The 17,287-nt window shown below is 66.4% G+C and carries 16 protein-coding genes; 10 read left to right on the top strand and 6 right to left on the bottom strand.

The window, feature by feature from the left end; genetic code table 11:
• Positions 1-9 precede the first annotated feature (9 nt).
• The gene (gspG, locus tag AC07PR_RS18680) at positions 10-450 is read right to left on the bottom strand and encodes a type II secretion system major pseudopilin GspG (protein ID WP_377160066.1); all 441 of its coding nucleotides are present in this window, start codon (positions 448-450) and stop codon (positions 10-12) included.
• On the opposite strand from gspG, the gene AC07PR_RS18675 reads away from it, so the two are divergent.
• Positions 449-1,123 (top strand): hypothetical protein, encoded by a 675-nt coding sequence (locus AC07PR_RS18675; RefSeq protein ID WP_377160068.1) that lies wholly within the window; start codon positions 449-451, stop codon positions 1,121-1,123. The genes gspG and AC07PR_RS18675 overlap by 2 nt on opposite strands.
• A 72-nt stretch (positions 1,124-1,195) precedes the next feature.
• Here AC07PR_RS18675 and AC07PR_RS18670 read toward each other — a convergent pair whose 3' ends face one another.
• Entirely contained in the window at positions 1,196-2,314 is a 1,119-nt protein-coding gene (locus tag AC07PR_RS18670; protein ID WP_377160070.1) for a nicotinate-nucleotide--dimethylbenzimidazole phosphoribosyltransferase, read from the bottom strand.
• 163 nt (positions 2,315-2,477) lie between these two features.
• Positions 2,478-4,271, bottom strand: coding sequence for a threonine ammonia-lyase, biosynthetic (gene ilvA / locus AC07PR_RS18665; RefSeq protein ID WP_495136157.1), 1,794 nt, complete (start codon positions 4,269-4,271; stop codon positions 2,478-2,480).
• A gap of 251 nt (positions 4,272-4,522) precedes the next feature.
• Between ilvA and AC07PR_RS18660 the strand changes: the two genes are divergently transcribed.
• Positions 4,523-4,945 carry an OsmC family protein gene (locus AC07PR_RS18660; protein WP_377160072.1) on the top strand — a complete coding sequence of 141 codons (423 nt, stop codon included), beginning with the start codon at positions 4,523-4,525 and terminating at the stop codon, positions 4,943-4,945.
• A 35-nt stretch (positions 4,946-4,980) separates the two neighbouring features.
• On the opposite strand, the gene coq7 is transcribed toward AC07PR_RS18660, so the two are convergent.
• Positions 4,981-5,640, bottom strand: coding sequence for a 2-polyprenyl-3-methyl-6-methoxy-1,4-benzoquinone monooxygenase (coq7, locus tag AC07PR_RS18655; RefSeq protein ID WP_483107869.1), 660 nt, complete (start codon positions 5,638-5,640; stop codon positions 4,981-4,983).
• Between the two features lie 271 nt (positions 5,641-5,911).
• On the opposite strand from coq7, the gene AC07PR_RS18650 reads away from it, so the two are divergent.
• The 7 genes from AC07PR_RS18650 to AC07PR_RS18620 all read left to right on the top strand — a co-directional run bounded on the left by AC07PR_RS18650 (position 5,912) and on the right by AC07PR_RS18620 (position 13,853).
• A complete protein-coding gene (locus AC07PR_RS18650; protein ID WP_377160076.1) occupies positions 5,912-6,928 on the top strand; it encodes a porin in 1,017 nt (338 codons plus the stop codon).
• 304 nt (positions 6,929-7,232) lie between these two features.
• Positions 7,233-8,294, top strand: a complete 1,062-nt coding sequence (locus tag AC07PR_RS18645) for a porin (protein WP_377160078.1) — start codon at positions 7,233-7,235, stop codon at positions 8,292-8,294.
• A gap of 255 nt (positions 8,295-8,549) precedes the next feature.
• The gene (locus AC07PR_RS18640; RefSeq protein WP_431100239.1) at positions 8,550-9,527 is read left to right on the top strand and encodes an ABC transporter permease; all 978 of its coding nucleotides are present in this window, start codon (positions 8,550-8,552) and stop codon (positions 9,525-9,527) included.
• 1 nt (position 9,528) lies between these two features.
• Entirely contained in the window at positions 9,529-10,749 is a 1,221-nt protein-coding gene (locus AC07PR_RS18635) for a M20 aminoacylase family protein (RefSeq protein WP_377160082.1), read from the top strand.
• A gap of 57 nt (positions 10,750-10,806) precedes the next feature.
• On the top strand, positions 10,807-11,769 hold the full coding sequence (locus tag AC07PR_RS18630; RefSeq protein WP_495136156.1) for an ABC transporter permease: 963 nt from the start codon (positions 10,807-10,809) through the stop codon (positions 11,767-11,769).
• A gap of 15 nt (positions 11,770-11,784) precedes the next feature.
• A complete protein-coding gene (locus AC07PR_RS18625) occupies positions 11,785-12,786 on the top strand; it encodes an ABC transporter ATP-binding protein (protein WP_431100237.1) in 1,002 nt (333 codons plus the stop codon).
• Complete coding sequence (locus AC07PR_RS18620) at positions 12,783-13,853, top strand: ABC transporter ATP-binding protein (RefSeq protein ID WP_377160089.1); 1,071 nt, start codon at positions 12,783-12,785, stop codon at positions 13,851-13,853. The genes AC07PR_RS18625 and AC07PR_RS18620 overlap by 4 nt, the downstream gene beginning before the upstream one ends.
• Positions 13,854-13,880: 27 nt before the next feature.
• Here AC07PR_RS18620 and lptM read toward each other — a convergent pair whose 3' ends face one another.
• The gene (gene lptM / locus AC07PR_RS18615) at positions 13,881-14,084 is read right to left on the bottom strand and encodes an LPS translocon maturation chaperone LptM (RefSeq protein WP_495136155.1); all 204 of its coding nucleotides are present in this window, start codon (positions 14,082-14,084) and stop codon (positions 13,881-13,883) included.
• Between the two features lie 58 nt (positions 14,085-14,142).
• Between lptM and cyaY the strand changes: the two genes are divergently transcribed.
• Positions 14,143-14,490 carry an iron donor protein CyaY gene (gene cyaY / locus AC07PR_RS18610; RefSeq protein ID WP_495136154.1) on the top strand — a complete coding sequence of 116 codons (348 nt, stop codon included), beginning with the start codon at positions 14,143-14,145 and terminating at the stop codon, positions 14,488-14,490.
• A 48-nt stretch (positions 14,491-14,538) separates the two neighbouring features.
• Here cyaY and AC07PR_RS18605 read toward each other — a convergent pair whose 3' ends face one another.
• A complete protein-coding gene (locus AC07PR_RS18605) occupies positions 14,539-16,980 on the bottom strand; it encodes a penicillin-binding protein 1A (protein ID WP_495136153.1) in 2,442 nt (813 codons plus the stop codon).
• Positions 16,981-17,287: the final 307 nt, after the last annotated feature.

The following is a 17,287-nucleotide window of genomic DNA, read 5'->3' as shown; positions in this document are numbered from 1 at the left end:
GCCGCGCGCTTATTCCCAGGAGCCGATGTCGGCGTCGGAGCCCTCGCCGCCCGGCTTGCCGTCCGCGCCCAGGCTGTAGACGTCGATCTCGCCCTTCAGGCCCGGGTTGTCGTACTGGTACGGATTGCCCCAGGGATCCTTGGGCAGCTTCTCGATGTAGACCTTCCAGTTCGGCGCCGCCGGGCCGTTGGTGGGCTTGGCCACGAGCGCGCCCAGGCCCTGCTCGCCGCTCGGATAGCGGCCGTTGTCCATCTTGTAAAGCTTGAGCGATTGCATCAGCGTGTTGACGTCGGAGCGCGCCGCGGTGCGACGGGCTTCGGACACGTGGTTCATCACCGCCGGCACGACCACCGCGCCCATGACGGCGACGATGGTGATGGCGACGATCAGTTCGATCAGCGTGAAGCCGCGGGCACGGCGCGGAGAGAACTTGGAGAAGGGTCGACGCATGGTGTTGCAATCCTCGTGGAGCCACCCTTGGTGGCCCATCGCGCTGCATCATAATCGTCGGATGCATGCACGATGGTTAAGCTTCGTAGTCTGGGCGGCGCTGGCGGCGAGCCTTGCGTATTGGGCGTTGACGCTGATGGTGAAGGGGCCGCAGGCGCCCGCCATGACGCGTTCCGCGACCGGTGAAAGCGCGCCCGCAGACTGGACTCGACTGTTCGCTGCCGCGAAGGTGGCGGAGACGCCGGTCGAATCCACCTCGTCGCGTTTCCAGCTGCTGGGTGTCGTGGCTCCGACCGCCGGCGGGCGCTATCCCGGGGAAGGCGTCGCCTTGATCGCGATCGCCGGCGCGCCGCCGAAGCCCGTGCGCATGGGCGCTTCCGTCGATGGCGACCTGAAATTGATCGAGATCAATCGTCGTGACGTGGGCCTGGGCACCGGCAACGCGGTGACCGTCCGGCTGAGTCTCGCGCCGGGCGCGCCGGATGTGGTGCTCGCTCCGCCGCCGCAGTTCGCGCCAGGTGGCGGCATGGCCCCGCCGCCGAATTTCAACGTTCCGCAGATGCAGCCTCATGCTGGCGCGCCGGGACCCGACGGCATCGTGCCGCCCACCGCCGTCACCGGTTCCTTGCCGCAGATGCCTCCCGGCGACGGCAGCGCCAACCCCATCAAGTAGTTCCAAAGAGGTAGCGCGTGAGGCGTTGAGCACGCCTGGCGCGTCATCGGGCGCATCGGCGCGCGCGCAGGGTCAGTACTTGCTGCCCAGCGTGGACCGGCCCGGACCTGTGTGCAGCGCGCCCGCGTTGCTCGATCCCGTGTCGCGCAGGTCGGACGGACGACTGTGGATGGCCCCGTCGGGCAAGTCCTGCACTTCCGTCAGCAGCGCCGCCGCGCAACGGACCAGCGGCCACGCCAAGGTCGCGCCGGTGCCATCCCCGCATTCCATGCCGAGTTCCAGCAGCGCCGCCGCGTGGAACAGCTGAAGCGCCTCGTCCAGTCCGCGATGGGTGGTGCTGCGGCAGAACACCGCGTAATCAGTGACCGGGGGAGCGATCATGGACGCCACCTTCAAAGCCGCGCACGCGGCGATGCCGTCCACCAGAATCAGCTGCCGCTTCGACGCCGCGACCAGCATCGCGCCGACCATCACCGCCAGTTCGAATCCGCCGAAGGCCGCGAGCACCGCCATCGGTTCGCGCACCTCGCGGTGCCGCTGCTGAGCGCCTTGCAGCACCAGCATCAGATGCGACAGGTCGTCGTGCGGCATGTCGGGGCCGGAGATGATGAAGTCCTGCACCGGCATGTCCATCAACCGGGACAGCACCAGCGCAGAAGCTTCCAGCGAGCCTTGGCCCAGCCCCGCGCAGGCGATCACGTTGCCCGCCAGGTTGTCGGAGATCTCCATGCCGACGCGCACGCCGGCATGCGCCTGTTCCACCGTCATCGCCGCGCCAGCCCGCGAGTTGCGCGTCCCGTGCGCGATCTTGCGCGCGAGCAGACGCTGCTGCGGGCTGAGTGGCTCGGCGATGCCGCAGTCGACCACCGTCACATGCATGCCCTGGTTGCGCGCGAACACGGTCGAGGGCAGGCGGTGTTGCAGGGCGAGCAGGGCCTGCTCACGCGTGCTGCGACCGTTGGGCAATGCGATGCCGTCCACCGCCAGGCCGTGGTCGGCCGCGAACAGCACCAGCGTGGGGTCGCGGAACTTCGGTGTCTGCGTCGCCTGGATCAGGCCCAGTCGCACCGCGAGCGGTTCCAGTTCACCCAGTCGGCCGGCCAGCGTGCAGCGGCGTTCCAGGCGCTGGCGCAAGGCGCGTTCCAGCTCCGGATTGGCGGTCGGCGAGATGAGGGACTGATGAATGGACATGGGGACCGCCATTCTCGGTCCGCGCCGCAGGCGGGCCATCGGCAATTGCCCCCGCCGCCTCGCCTCTGCCCCTTGTCCCGGGGGCAGCTGTTGGTGTCAAGCCGTAACCGCCAGGCCGTCCGGGCGTCGGTGCGCCCGCGCGGTCACGGCCCCTTGACGCGGTTCAACGCAGGAAGAGCCGGTACACCGGGTTGTCGGTCTCTTCGGTACAGGGGTAGTTCAACTGGTCGAGGAAGGTCTTGAACGCCTTGCCGTCGCCCTTCGGAACCTGCAGACCGACGAGGATGCGGCCATAGTCCGCGCCCTGGTTGCGGTAGTGGAACAGGCTGATGTTCCAGTCCGGGCTCATGCTGGACAGGAAGCGCATCAGCGCGCCCGGCCGCTCCGGGAAGATGAAGCGGAAGAGGCGCTCGTTCTCCGCGAGTTCGGTCCGACCGCCGACCATGTGGCGGACGTGCTGCTTGGCCAGTTCGTCGTCGGTGAGGTCGACGGTGGCGAAACGATGGCGCTCGAAGCTGCGGACCAGCTTGTCGGCTTCCTCGCGCTTGGTGATGGAGACGCCGACGAAGACGTGCGCCACCTGGCGGTCGGAGATGCGGTAGTTGAATTCCGTGACGCTGCGGCCCTGGACCAGTTCACAGAAGCGCCGGAAGCTGCCGCGTTCCTCTGGGATGGTGACGGCGAACAGCGCCTCGCGCTCCTCGCCGACCTCCGCGCGCTCGGCCACGAAGCGCAGCCGGTCGAAGTTCATGTTCGCGCCGCAGGTGATGGCGATGTAGGTCTCGCCCCGGGTCCCGTGCTGCGCCGCATACTGCTTGATGGCTGCGACACCCAGTCCGCCGGCCGGCTCCAGGATGCTGCGCGTGTCGACGAAGACATCCTTGATCGCGGCACAGACGGCGTCGGTGTCGACCAGGATGTAGTCGTCGACCAGCTCGCGGCAGATGCGGAAGGTTTCCTCGCCGACCAGCTTGACCGCAGTGCCGTCCGAGAAGAGCCCCACGTCGGTCAGCGTGACCCGCTTGCCGGCGCGCACGGAGCGCACCATGGCGTCCGAGTCCTTGGTCTGGACGCCGATGATCTTGATCTCCGGCCGCACGGCCTTGATGTAGGCCGCGACCCCCGAGATCAAACCGCCCCCGCCGATCGCGACGAAGATCGCGTCGATCGGCCCCGGGTGCTGGCGCAGCAACTCCATCGCGATCGTGCCCTGGCCGGCGATGACGTCGGGATCGTCGAACGGGTGGACGAAGCTCAGTCCGTGCTGCTGCTCAAGCTCCAGCGCGTGCCCGTACGCGTCCGTGAAGGACTCCCCGGCCAGCACCACCTCGCCGCCCAGCGCCTGCACGGCGTCGATCTTGACCTTGGGCGTCGTCACCGGCATCACGATGACCGCGCGGCAGCCGAGTTTCTTTGCCGACAGCGCCACGCCCTGGGCATGATTCCCCGCCGATGCGCAAATCACCCCGCGCGCCAATTGCTCGGGCGCGAGATTTGCCATCTTGTTATAGGCACCCCGCAATTTGAAGCTGAATACCGGCTGCTGATCTTCGCGTTTCAGCCAGACTTTGTTGCCGATGCGCTTGGAGAGATTGCGGGCGGCATCGAGGGAGGTTTCCTGCGCGACCTCATACACCTTGGCGTTAAGAATCCGTTGGAGATAACTCTGGTCGGCCGGGAGTAACGCGGGGTGTTGCGCCGATGGGCGCGTCGAGGTGTTCTTGCGCGATGCGCGGCGGGTGCCGGCCATGGAAATCCCCTCCAGTTCCCCGTCCCGCGCGGACGCGGCGGGAGTCGGGCGGACGATGATAGCGAGGGTCTGCCCGGGGCGCGGGCACGCCTGAGCGGCGGCGGCCCATGCGCTTTCGCCATTGGAGGAGCGAGCCTTGCGCTGCGGAGCGTGCGCGGACGGACGAAAAAAAGCCCGAGGCTTGTGGCCTCGGGCTGAATCCACCATGGAGGCGGTGGAGGAGACAATCGGTGCGGGGCTGACCCTACAGAGTGGGGTAGCGCTATCGCATGCCTAGAATTCTAGGGGGATGCATGTTGCGCTGCAATATTTTTTGGGGGGTCCAGCCCTGGAGTCGGGCCTCTAAATGCGCAAAATCACCGCCAGAGTGGGTGACCGTGATGGGCGGTCCCGCAAGAATTGGGGTCAGATCACCGCCCCGCATGGCTCGAACGGCCCATGGAACGAAGGAACGACGAATGGAATGCACGATCAACTGGATGGGCGCCGACGGCATGAGCTTCATCGCCGAGACCGGCAGCGGCCACATGATCAACATGGACGGCGCGCCCGATGGGGGTGGTCGCAACCTGGCGCCGCGACCGATGGAAACCGTGTTGGCCGGGACTGGCGGCTGCACCGCCTATGACGTGGTGTTGATCCTGAAGCGCGGCCGCCACGATGTGCGCGGTTGCCAGGTCAAGCTGAGTGCCGATCGCGCCGACGCCGATCCGAAGGTCTTCACCAGGATCCACATGCACTTCGTCGTGACGGGCAAGGGCCTGCCGCAGGCGAGCGTGGAGCGCGCGGTGCAGCTCTCCCACGAGAAGTACTGTTCGGCCAGCATCATGCTGGCGAAGACGGCGGAGATCACCACGTCGGTGGAGATCGTCGAGGTCTGATTCCCGCCCGCCCGCCCGGCGGGCGAGGGCGCACGCTAGAGATGGTGCGCCGTGCGCGTCATGACCTTGGCGGCTAGGCGCATCAAACCCCGTACCGGCGCAGGCAGGTCGACGCCGCCGAGCCCGCGCGCCTCTTCGGCGTGACGGGCCTCCTCTTCCTTCATCTGCGCGACGATCGCTCGCGAGCTGTGGTCGCCCGCGGGCAGCCGCTTCAGGTGGCCGGCGAGGTGCGCCTCGACCTGACGCTCGGTCTCGATGACGAAGCCCAGGCTGACCTTGTCCCCGATCAGCCCGGCGACGGAACCGATCGCGAAGGCGCCGCCGTACCAGAGGGGATTGAGCAGGCTCGGGCGGTCGTTCAGCGCACGGAGTCGCCCGGCGCACCAGGCGAGATGGTCGATCTCCTCCTGCGCGGCGTGCTCCAGGTGTTGACGCAGGGCCGCGTCCCTCGTGGTCAGGGCCTGGGCGCGGTAGAGCGCCTGCGCGCAGACCTCGCCGACATGATTGACGCGCATCAGCGACGCGGCGAGCTTGCGCTGCGGCTCATCCAGCGGCTCGTCGGCGGATGCCGCTTCGGGCGCCGGTCTCGCCATCGGCGCGACACCCGCCAGCGTCTTCAGGCTGTGATCCAGCGTGGATATCCACGCGTCCGCTCGAGAAAGTATGCGCGCCGGGCGCTGAGGCTGGGATTCCATCTTGAATGCTCGCGGTGGGCGTGACGCCGCAGTTTAGGAGCGGGGCGTCAAGTGGTTCGGTGGTGCCGGGTGATCCTTTGTGCGAATGCGTGATGACACAATTTTTTAATCCCATACGCGTTGCTTCGATCCAACGAAATCAGGACTTTTACGGGGTGGCTGCTGGTCAGGCGTGATCGGACCTGTTGCAATACACCACAGCTTCATTGCAGGAGCTTGGTTTGCGGGCGATCTACCAACCGCAACCTCATTGAAGATCTAGGAGTCTCTAATGAAGAAATCTCTCGTCGCGCTGGCTGTGCTGGCTGGTTTCGCTGGTGCCGCTGCCGCTCAATCGTCCGTCACGCTGTTTGGCGTGATCGACGTGGCCGCCCGTTACACGAAGGCCAATGGCCAGGACACGAAGCAACTGACGAACGACGGCAGCTCCTCCAGCCGCATCGGCGTCCGTGGCGTCGAAGACCTGGGTGGCGGCCTGAAGGCTGGCTTCTGGCTGGAAGGCGCCCTGGCTGCCGACACCGGCACCGCTGACGCCACCCGCTTCTGGGGCCGTCGCGCTTCCGTGAGCCTGATGGGCGACTTCGGTGAAGTCCGTCTGGGCCGTGGCAAGACCTCGACCCGCCTGGTCGTCGATGATTTCGACGTCTACAGCACCACCGGTCTGGGTGACGTGACCCGCACGTACAGCCTGCTGGGCTCGAACATCGACACGATCAACCGTGCCGACAACCTGGTTCAGTACTTCCTGCCGGCCGACCTGGGCGGCGTGTACGGCTCGTTCGACGTGGCTGCTGGTGAAGGCACCGACGGCAAGAAGTCCTTCGGTGGCCGTCTGGGCTACAAGATCGCCGACTTCAACGTCGCCGGCGGCTACCAGTCGACCGACTCGCTGGGCTCGAAGTTCAAGCAACTGTCGCTGGGCGCCAGCTACGACTTCAAGGTCGTGAAGGTGCAAGGCCTGTTCAGCCAGCTGAAGTTCGGTTCGCGCAAGCAGAACCTGTTCACGGTCGGCGCCGTGGTGCCGGTGACGGCTGCCGGTTCGGTGACCGCTCAGTACACCAAGGCTGAGACCAACGGTGCTGCTGACGCAGTGGTGGCGGCACGCGGCGACGCTCAAGCCTTCACCATCGGCTACCAGCACAACCTGTCCAAGCGCACCGCGCTGTACACGACCGCGTCGATCATCGACAACGACAACTCGAACTTCCGCGTTCAGAACAACGCTGTTGCCGCTGCTCGCGGTGGCAAGTCGGGTGGCCTGGACGTCGGTATCAAGCACAGCTTCTGATCTTCGGATCAGCGCGCTGCGCTACGAAAGCCGCCCCTCGGGGCGGCTTTTTTTCGTCTCAACGTTAGCCCGTAGGGAGCCTGTCGCGCAGGTGCCAGGTCTTGCGCTAGTCGATCAAGCACTGTCGTCGCAACGCACTGTTGTAGATTTTGTAGACAGTCTTCGCGGGTTTTCCCTCTGGGAGGGCGTCACAAACTTGACAGGGTTTGCTCGCGTGGGCGATGTGCAACACAAAGCGTCTCCGTCTGGGGGCTTCGCTGAGAATCGATCTCGGCGACCACACCAAACATACAGGAGACATCACATGAAGAAAGCCGCCTTGGCGTTGAGCATCCTCGCAGCGAGCACCAGCGCCGCCTGGGCACAGTCGACCGTGCAGCTCTACGGCATCGTTGACGTAGGTCTGCGCTGGACCAGCAATGCGAACGCCGGAAGCTCCGAGAAGCAGGTGATCCCCGGTGGCATGTCCCAGAGCCGTCTCGGGGTGAACGTGACCGAGGACATGGGCGGCGGGCTGAAGGCCATCGCCAACCTCGAGCACCGTCTGAACTCCGACACCGGCACCGTGGCCGCCGCCGATTTCTGGCGTCAGTCCTGGGTCGGCATCCAGTCGGCCGACTTCGGCCGCCTCACGCTGGGTCGCCAGTACAACATCCTGTTCGACATCTACACGTCGACCTACGCGTCCTTCAAGTACTCGCCCTACATCGAGGCCTACAAGCCCGAGATCGGCCTGTCGATGGGCGCGCGCCAGGACAACATGGTCAAGTACCTGTTCGAGAAGGGCCCCATCCGCGGCGAGGTCCAGGTGTCGGCGGGTGAAGGCAATTCACAGAACAAGTCGTTCGGCGGCCTGCTGCGCTACAACCAGGGCCCCATCGCCTTCGGCGGCGCCTTCCTGCAGGTCGAGGACACCCTGGGCAAGAAGGTCAAGGGCTACACCGCCGGCGGCGCGTACACGAGCGGCCCGTGGTACATCAACCTGTCCTGGGCGACCAACAAGTTCGACCGGGGCGGCTTGCTGGGCGCGGCCTACACGTCCGGCTTGCTGGGCACGGTGCTGAATGCGGCCGCGAACGATGTGAAGAAGCGGGACATGATCTCGGTGGGCGCCGCCTATCAGCTGACCCCGCAACTGAACTTGGGCGCTCACTATTGGTACGCCACGCAGACGCACTACAGCGCTGCTCTGGCCAACACCAAGAGCAAAGGGCACTACGTGGCCTTCGTCGCGGACTACGCTTTCTCCAAGCGCACCGACGCTTACTTCGAGCTGGACTACACCAAGCACGAGGGCGCGGTCCGCTTCGCCAACAACGCCGAGAAGCGTGGTGGTTCGATCGTCGGTATCCGTCACCGCTTCTGATCGTCCTTTGGGAGACGGCGGACCTGACCACCCCGCCGCCGCCGCGCAGCAAACCGCCTTCGGGCGGTTTTTTCGTTCTTGTGCAACGGTCGGGACGACGTCGCGTTCGCGCCGCGTCAAGGGCTAACCCACTTGCCGGTGGGCGTACGCTGCTTGATGATGGTTCCCTTCTGAAGTGCTCCGCCTCCGGGGTCAGGTCGTGCCAGGGCCGATCACAAGTCGCGTCGCCCGAGCCCATGCCGGAGGCCCTCGTCCATGCTGGTTTTCATTCTTCGCCGTCTGGCGCAGGCCGTCGTCGTCATGCTGACGGTGGCCTTCATCGCCTTCATGCTGTTCCAGTACGTCGGGGACCCGGTCAACAACCTGCTCGGCCAGGACGCCACGCCAGAGCAGCGCGAGCAGCTGCGCAAGGATCTGGGGCTCGATCAGAGCTTCATCGTGCAGTTCGCGCATTTCGCCGGCAACGCGGCGCAGGGCGAGTTCGGCGTCAGCCTGAAGCAGGGGCGCAAGGTCTCCGCGCTGATCGCCGAGCGCTTCCCGGCGACGCTCGAGCTGTCTGCGACGGCCGCGCTGATCGCGCTGGTGTTCGGCATCCCACTGGGCGTCTACGCGGCGCTGCGGCGCGGGACCTTCGGCTCACAGCTGTTGATGACGCTGTCACTGCTGGGCGTGGCGTTGCCGACCTTCCTCATCGGGATCCTGCTGATCCTGATCTTCGCGGTGCAACTGGCCTGGCTGCCGAGCTATGGCCGGGGCGAGGTCGTGATGCTCGGCGCCTGGAGCACCGGGCTGCTCACCGGCGACGGGTTGCGTCACCTGCTGTTGCCGGGCGTCACGCTGGCGGTGTTCCAGCTGACGCTCATCATGCGCATCGTGCGCGCCGAGATGCTGGAAGTGCTGCGCGCCGACTACATCAAGTTCGCCCGCGCCCGCGGCCTCAGCGACCGGACGATCTACTTCGGGCATGCGTTGAAGAACACGCTGGTGCCGGTCATCACGATCACCGGCCTGCAGCTGGGATCGCTGATTGCCTTTGCGATCATCACCGAGACCGTGTTTCAATGGCCCGGCATGGGATTGCTGTTCATCCAGGCGGTGCAGTTCGCCGACATTCCCGTGATGGCGGCCTACCTCTGCCTGATCTCGCTGATCTTCGTCGTGATCAACCTGGTCGTCGATCTGCTGTACTTCGCTGTCGATCCGCGCTTGCGCGTGAGAGGCGGCGCGCATTGACATGAACGCTCCAGAGCACCTGACCGCCGCCGCGGCCGGCACCTACCAGCGACTCTTCGAGGCGCGCGGAGAGCTTGTTGCGCTGCGCCGCGAACTGCACACGATGCCGGAACTCGGCTTCGAGGAGCACCGCACCGCCGCGCGCATCGTGCAGGCGCTGAAGGCCTGCGGCGTCGACGAGATCCACCAGGGCCTGGGCCGCACCGGCATCGTCGCGACCATCCATGGTCAGACGACGCCGGGCACGGCGCCCAGACTTTTCGGGCTGCGCGCCGACATGGATGCGCTGCCGCTGCGCGAGCAGAACGACTTCGCCTGGCGTTCGTCGACGCCCGGCCTGATGCATGCGTGCGGACACGACGGCCACTGCGCGATGCTGGTCGGGACGGCGCGCTACCTGGCGCAGACGCGGCGTTTCGCCGGCACGGCGGTGCTGGTGTTCCAGCCGGGCGAGGAGGGCTATGGCGGCGCGCGCGAGATGATCGCGGACGGGCTGTTCGAGCGCTTCCCGGTGGAATCCATCTACGCGATGCACAACTGGCCGCACCTGCCGCCCGGGAAGATCGGTCTGAACCGCGGCGCGATGATGGCCGCGGCGGACCGCGTGAACATCACGATCCAGGGGCGCGGCGGTCATGGCGCGCATCCGCACCTGAGCGTCGATCCGGTGCTGATCGCCGGTCATGTGATCACCGCGGTGCAAAGCCTGGTGTCGCGCAACATCGCGCCGATCGAGCAGGCGGTCGTCAGCCTCTGTTCGATGCATGCCGGCGAGCCGAGCGCCTTCAGCGTCATCCCCGAGGCCGCGCAGTTGACCGGCACGGTGCGCAGCTTCAAGCCCGAAGTGCAGCAACTGCTCGAGGAGCGGATGACGCGCCTGGTCGAATCGGTCGCCCTGGGTTTCGGCGCGAGCGCCAAGGTCGACTACCAGCGGCTCTATCCCGCGACCGTCAACAGTGCGCGCGAGGCCGACTTCGCCGTGCGCGTCGCGCAGTCGCTGGTCGGCCCTGAGAACGTCGACGACAAACTCGTGCCGAGCATGGGGTCCGAGGACTTCGCCTTCATGCTGCAGGCCCGACCCGGCGCCTATCTGCGGCTGGGACAAGGGGGCCCCTGCGGGCTGCATCAGCCGCGCTACGACTTCAACGACGAGATCCTGCCGCTGGGCTCCGCACTGTTCGCGGCCCTGGTCGAGCAGGGCCTGCCCCTCGCCCCGCATTGAGCGGACCTCCGCGTCCCGCCCGCCATCGTCCCGACAGCCCGCCCTCCTGATCTCCGAATGACCGCCTCCCTTCCTCCCCCGCCGGCCTCCGGTGCACCGGCTCCGCGCCCGCCGACCGCGTTGAACCGCTTCTTCGACGGCGACGTCTGGCATTCGTTCACCCGCTCGCCGTTCGCCATGGTCGCGGCCTTCGTCGCGCTGTGCTGTCTGATCTGCGCGCTGTTCGCGACCTGGATCGCGCCGCACGATCCGTTCGACCTGTCGGCGCTGGAGCTGATGGACTCGCGGTTGCCGCCGGCGTGGATCGAGGGCGGATCGACGAAGTACCTGCTAGGCACCGACGACCAGGGGCGAGATCTGCTGTCCGCGATCATGTACGGCGCGCGGATCTCGCTGCTGGTGGGCGTGGCCTCGGTGATCCTGTCGATGATCATCGGCGTCGGCCTGGGGCTGCTGTCCGGCTTCGTCGGCGGCAAGGTGGATGCCTTCATCATGCGCATCTGCGATGTGATGCTGTCCTTCCCGTCGATCCTGATCGCGCTGCTGATCGACGGCATCGGCCGTGTCGTGTTCAAGGATGCGCACGAGTCGCTGGCTTTCGCGGTGCTGATCCTCGCGATCTCGCTGACCGGGTGGGTGCAGTACGCGCGCACGGTGCGCGGCTCGACGATGGTCGAGCGCAACAAGGAATATGTGCAGGCTGCTCGCGTGATCGGCGTGCAGCCGATGGCCATCATGTGGCGACACGTGCTTCCCAACGTGACCGGTCCGGTGCTGGTGTTGGCGACCCTGCAGGTCGCGTCGGCGATCCTGACGGAGGCGACGCTGTCCTTCCTCGGCGTCGGCGTGCCGCCGACCAGCCCTTCGCTGGGGACGCTGATCCGCGTCGGCAACGACTTCCTGTTCTCCGGCGAATGGTGGATCACGATCTGGCCCAGCACGATGCTGGTGTTGATCACGGTGTCGGTGAACATGCTCGGCGATTGGTTGCGCGATGCGCTCAATCCCCGCCTGCGCTGATTGGATGACGGCCCCATGACCGCCTCTGCTCCCCTGCTGCAAGTCCGCCATCTGCGCGTGGAATTCCCGACCCGGCGTGGCACGCTGCTCGCGCTGGACGACGTGTCCTTCGACATCGCGCCCGGCGAGGTGCTCGGTGTCGTCGGCGAATCCGGCGCCGGCAAGTCGCTGACCGGCGCGGCGATCATCGGCCTGCTCGATCCACCAGGGCGCATCGCCGGTGGAGAGATCCTGCTCGACGGTCGTCGCATCGACAACCTGCCTGCGGACCAGATGCGCCGTGTTCGCGGTCGGCAGATCGGCGCGATCTTCCAGGATCCTCTGACGTCGCTCAATCCGCTGTATACGGTAGGCCGGCAACTGGTCGAGACGATCACGACCCACCTCGGGCTCAGTGCGAAGCAGGCCCGCGCCCGTGCGATCGAGCTGCTGGCGGCGACCGGCATCCCGGCACCCGAGGCCCGAGTGGACCAGTATCCGCACCAGTTCTCGGGTGGAATGCGGCAGCGCGTGGTGATCGCGCTCGCACTCGCGGCAGATCCGAAGCTGATCGTCGCCGACGAGCCGACAACGGCCCTCGACGTGTCGATCCAGGCGCAGATCATTGCCTTGCTCAAGCGTGTGTGCAGGGAGCAGGGCGCGGCGGTCATGCTGGTCACGCACGACATGGGCGTGATCGCCGAGACCTGCGACCGCGTGGCGGTGCTGTATGCCGGGCGCGTGGCCGAGATCGGGCCGGTGCAGGAGGTGATCCATCGCCCGGGCCATCCTTACACGTCGGGGCTGATGGGCTCCATCCCCGCAATGGACGAGGACCGCGAGCGGCTCGTGCAGATCGACGGGGCCATGCCGCGCCTCACGTCGATCCCGACCGGTTGCGCCTTCCATCCGCGCTGTCCGCGGGCCTTCGATCGCTGCCACGAGCAGCGCCCCGATTTGATGAAGGCGCCTGCGACCCAAGCAGCGTGCTGGTTGCACGCCGCGGATGTCGCTGTCGTGCAGGGAGGCGTCGCATGACCGTGTTGAACGAGACGCCACGCGCGACGGACCCGACGAAATCGGGCGACGGCGAGCGAGCCACAGCCAGCCCCGGTGAGGTGCTGGTTGAGGTGCGTGATCTGGCCAAGACCTTCGACGTGTCGGCCCCGTGGCTGAATCGCGTGATCGAGCGCAAGCCACGGCAGTTCGTCCATGCAGTGGATGGCGTCAGCTTCTCGATCGAGAAGGGCCAGACGCTCGCGCTGGTCGGCGAGTCGGGCTGCGGCAAGAGTACCGTCGCACGCCTGCTCGTCGGGCTCTATGCACCGACGCGCGGCGAGGTGCGCTTTGATGATGCGGACATCGCCACCACGTTGAAGGGACCGGATGCACTGGCCTTGCGACGCCGGATGCAGATGATCTTCCAGGATCCCTATGCGAGTCTCAACCCGCGCTGGAAGGTCCAGGACATCGTCGCCGAACCGCTGCGCGAGCACGGCCTGGTGCGCGACGCGCAAGCACTGAAGCAACGCGTCGGCGAGCTGCTGCAGTCGGTGGGGCTGTCGCCGGTGGACGCGGAGAAGTTTCCGCACCAGTTCTCAGGCGGGCAGAGGCAGCGTATCTCCATCGCCCGCGCGCTGGCGACCGAGCCGGAGTTCCTCGTCTGCGACGAGCCGACGTCGGCGCTCGACGTCTCGGTGCAGGCGCAGGTCCTGAACATCATGAAGGACCTGCAGCGCAAGCAAGGCCTGACCTACCTGTTCATCTCGCACAACCTCGCGGTGGTGCGGCATGTGGCCGACCAGGTGGGCGTGATGTACCTCGGTCGGCTGGTGGAGCAGGCCGACAAGCGCGCGCTGTTCGCGACGCCGCGACATCCGTACACGCGGATGCTGCTCGACGCGATTCCCGACATCCACATGTCGGGTCGCTCTCGCACCCCCGTGCAGGGGGAAGTGCCCAATCCGCTGAATCCCCCGAGCGGGTGCAGCTTCCACCCCCGGTGCCCGCACGCGAACGCGCGTTGCAGCGCGGAGCGGCCACAGCTGCTCGAGTTCCAAGGGATCCGCGTGGCCTGCCACGCGGTGGAGGAAGGGCGGATCTGAGGTCCGCCTCGCGCGGACGCGGCGGCGTCAGTTCGCGGCGCTGGCGGCCGAGGCCGGCGAGGAGGCCGTCGACGCCGACGACGGCGTCGGATGCTTCGCCTGCGGCAACTGGAGCGGTCGCTTCTGGCCACAGGCGCTGACGGCGAGCGCAGCCGCGCACAACATCAGGGTTGTCATGGCCTTGGCGGCGCGGCGGCGGGTCGTCTTGGAGGCAGCGCCTACACTTCGCATCTTCACGTTCTTCATGGGCTCGCAGTCTAGTCTCTCGCGAGCCCGCTCCCGATTGCCCATGACGCCCACGCCACTGACCGATGCCGACTACGACGCCCGCACCGACGCCGTGCTGGCCAGCATCGAATCCGACATCGACACCTGGCTCGACGACGACGTGGTCGACATCGACCAGCATCGCACCGGCGGACTGCTGGAACTGGAGTTCCAGGACCGCAGCAAGATCGTCGTGAACACGCAGCCGCCGCTGCACGAGCTGTGGCTCGCCTCGCGGCGCGGTGGGTATCACTTCAAATTCGTCGACGGGCAATGGATCGACACCAAGGATGGCGTCGCCTTCTTCGCGCGCCTGTCCGAGGAAGCTTCGCATCACGCTGGCAAGCCGCTGGTCTTTTCCCGGAGCTGACTGAGCGAGTCCTGAGCGAGATCGTCCCGACCAGGCGGTCGGGGGGAACTAGCGCTTGAAGAGATCGAGGATGCTCTTTTTCTCTTCCTCGGAGCCGGTGGTCGGCACGTGCTCCTCGTTGCCGAGCGCCTTCACGCCGCTGTTGCCGGCGAATTCGTCGTAGTACCACTCGCCGTTGAAGTTCACCACGCCCTCGGGAGGCTGTATCTCCTGGACCGGCGTGTTGCGCAATGCGTATTGCATGAACTCGATCCACACCGGCAGGGCGAGCCCACCGCCGGTTTCCCGGTCACCCAGCTTGCGCGGCTGGTCGTAGCCGATCCACACCACCGACACCAACTCCGGCTGGAAACCCGCGAACCAGGCGTCCATCGAGTCGTTGGTCGTGCCGGTCTTGCCGTAGATGTCTGGGCGCTTGAGCGTGGCCTGGGTACGGGCCGCCGTGCCGCTGCGCGCGACTTCCTGGAGCAGGCTGTCCATCAGGTAGGCGTTGCGAGGTTCGATGGCCCGCTGCGAATCCTCGAACTGCTTGGGTTGCTGCTGGTAGAGCACGCGGCCCGCGTGGTCCGTGATGCGCTGGACCAGCTGCGGCGCGATCCGGTACCCGCCGTTGGCGAAGACCGAGTACGCCTGCGCCATCTGCATCGGCGTCACCGACCCGGCGCCCAGTGCCATCGTCAGATAGGCCGGGTGCTTGTCTGCGTCGAAGCCGAAGCGCGTGATCCAGTCCTGCGCGTACTTCACCCCCACCGATTGCAACACCCGGATCGACACCATGTTCTTGGACTTGGCCAGCGCGCGCCGCAGCGGCATCGGACCGTCGAACTGGCCATCGTAGTTCTTGGGTTCCCAGGGCTGGCTGCCGGTGGTCGTCGCGTCGAAGAACAGCGGCCCGTCGTTGACGATCGTCGCGCCGTTGAACCCCTTCTCCAGCGCGGCTGAATAGATGAACGGCTTGAAGCTCGAGCCCGGCTGCCGCCAGGCCTGCGTGACGTGGTTGAACTTGTTCTTGTTGTAGTCGAAGCCGCCGACCAACGCCCGCACGCTGCCGTCCTTCGGGCTGAGCGCCACCATCGCGCCCTCGACTTCGGGCAGCTGGGTGATCGTCCACTCGTCCTTGTTGTTCCTGATCAGCTTGATCACACGGATCACCGCACCACGGCGGATGCGCGTCTTCGGGTTGCCCTTGTCGGACAGCCCCGAGGTGGCTGGCTTGAGTCCCTCGCCGGTGATGGTCACCGACTCGCCGCTCTGCAGCGCCGCGACGACCTGCTTCGGACCGGCTTCAAGCACCACGGCCGCCAGCAGTTCGTCATTGGCCGGGTGGTCCGAGAGCGCCTCGGCGATGCGGGTGTCCAGTTCCTTGGGGTCGGCCGGCAGATCCACATAGGCCTCGGGTCCCCGGTACACCTGGCGGCGCTCGTAGTCCATGATCCCGCGGCGCAAGGCGCGGTAGGCACGTTCCTGCTCGTCCGCGTGCAGTGTCAGATAGACATTCAGACCGCGCGTGTAGGCCTCGTCCCCGTACTGGCTGAAGATCAGTTGGCGGGCCAGTTCGGCGACGTACTCGGCGTGGCTGGCGGCTTCCTGCGGCGGCCGGATGCGCAGTTTTTCGGCCTTGGCCTGGGCATGCTGCTCGGGCGTGATGAAGCCCATTTCCAGCATCCGGTCGATGATGTATTGCTGGCGCAACACTGCCCGGCGCGGATTGTTGATCGGGTTGTAAGCAGATGGTGCTTTCGGCAACCCGGCGAGCATCGCCGCCTCGGCGATCGAGAGGTCCTTCAGAGGCTTGCCGAAGTACACCTCGCTGGCCGCCGCGAAGCCGTAGGCGCGGTGCCCCAGGAAGATCTGGTTCATGTAGATCTCGAGGATCTTCTCCTTGGGCAGCGCGCTCTCGATCTTCAGCGCGAGCAGGATCTCGTAGATCTTGCGGGTGAAGGTCTTCTCGGTGGACAGATAGAAGTTGCGCGCCACCTGCATCGTGATGGTCGAGGCGCCCTGGCTCTTGGACTCGCTGACGTTGGCCAGGCCGGCGCGGATCACGCCCAGGTAATCCACGCCGCCGTGCTGATAGAAGCGCGCGTCCTCGATGGCCAGGATCGCGTCCTGCATCAACTTGGGGATCTCTCGGATGTCGGAGTAGCTGCGGCGTTCCTCGCCGTACTCGGCCAGCAACTGACCCTCGCTGGACATCACACGCAGCGGCAGCTTCGGCCGGTAGTCGGTCAGTCCGCTGATGTCGGGCAGTTGGGGGTAGGCGATCGCCAGGGCCATGCCGACCAGCAGCACCACTGCACCCACTCCCGCCAGCACCAGGCCGAAGAGCCAGCCGACCAGCCGCACAAACCAGGGCCGGCGCGGCTTGCCGTCGCCCTGGGGCTTCTTGCGGGTGGAGTTGCTCTTCTCTTTCCTGGATGCGGCGCCCTTGCCCGAATCGGACGGGGCGTCGAAGGAGGGTTCGTTGTCGGAGGAATTCTTCGAGGGCATGGGCCGGAGTGTGCAATCTTGCGTGCCTGGCCGCGCCCTATCAGGGCCTGTACGGGTGACGATGCGGGCCGCGAGCGACGATTATAGGAACGGCCCCCACTGGGGCTTCGCCGGGTCAGTCCGCGACCGCTTGACTGTTACAGGAGTTGTGGGGACTTTCGCGGACACTGCGCGGCTGCCTTTTTCCTCCGCCCGGGACATCCCTCTTGAAGGTGTCCCGGAGGGGATTCGGCAAAGCGGGAATCTGTCGCAAAACCGTTCCGAATGGGGAGTAAAAGGGCCATTTTTTGGCGCTTTACCACCCGTC

The organism is Roseateles sp. GW821-FHT09H11, assembly GCF_059415845.1.
Note: the sequence above shows the minus strand (reverse complement) of the source record. Positions and strands in the feature narration are given on the sequence as shown.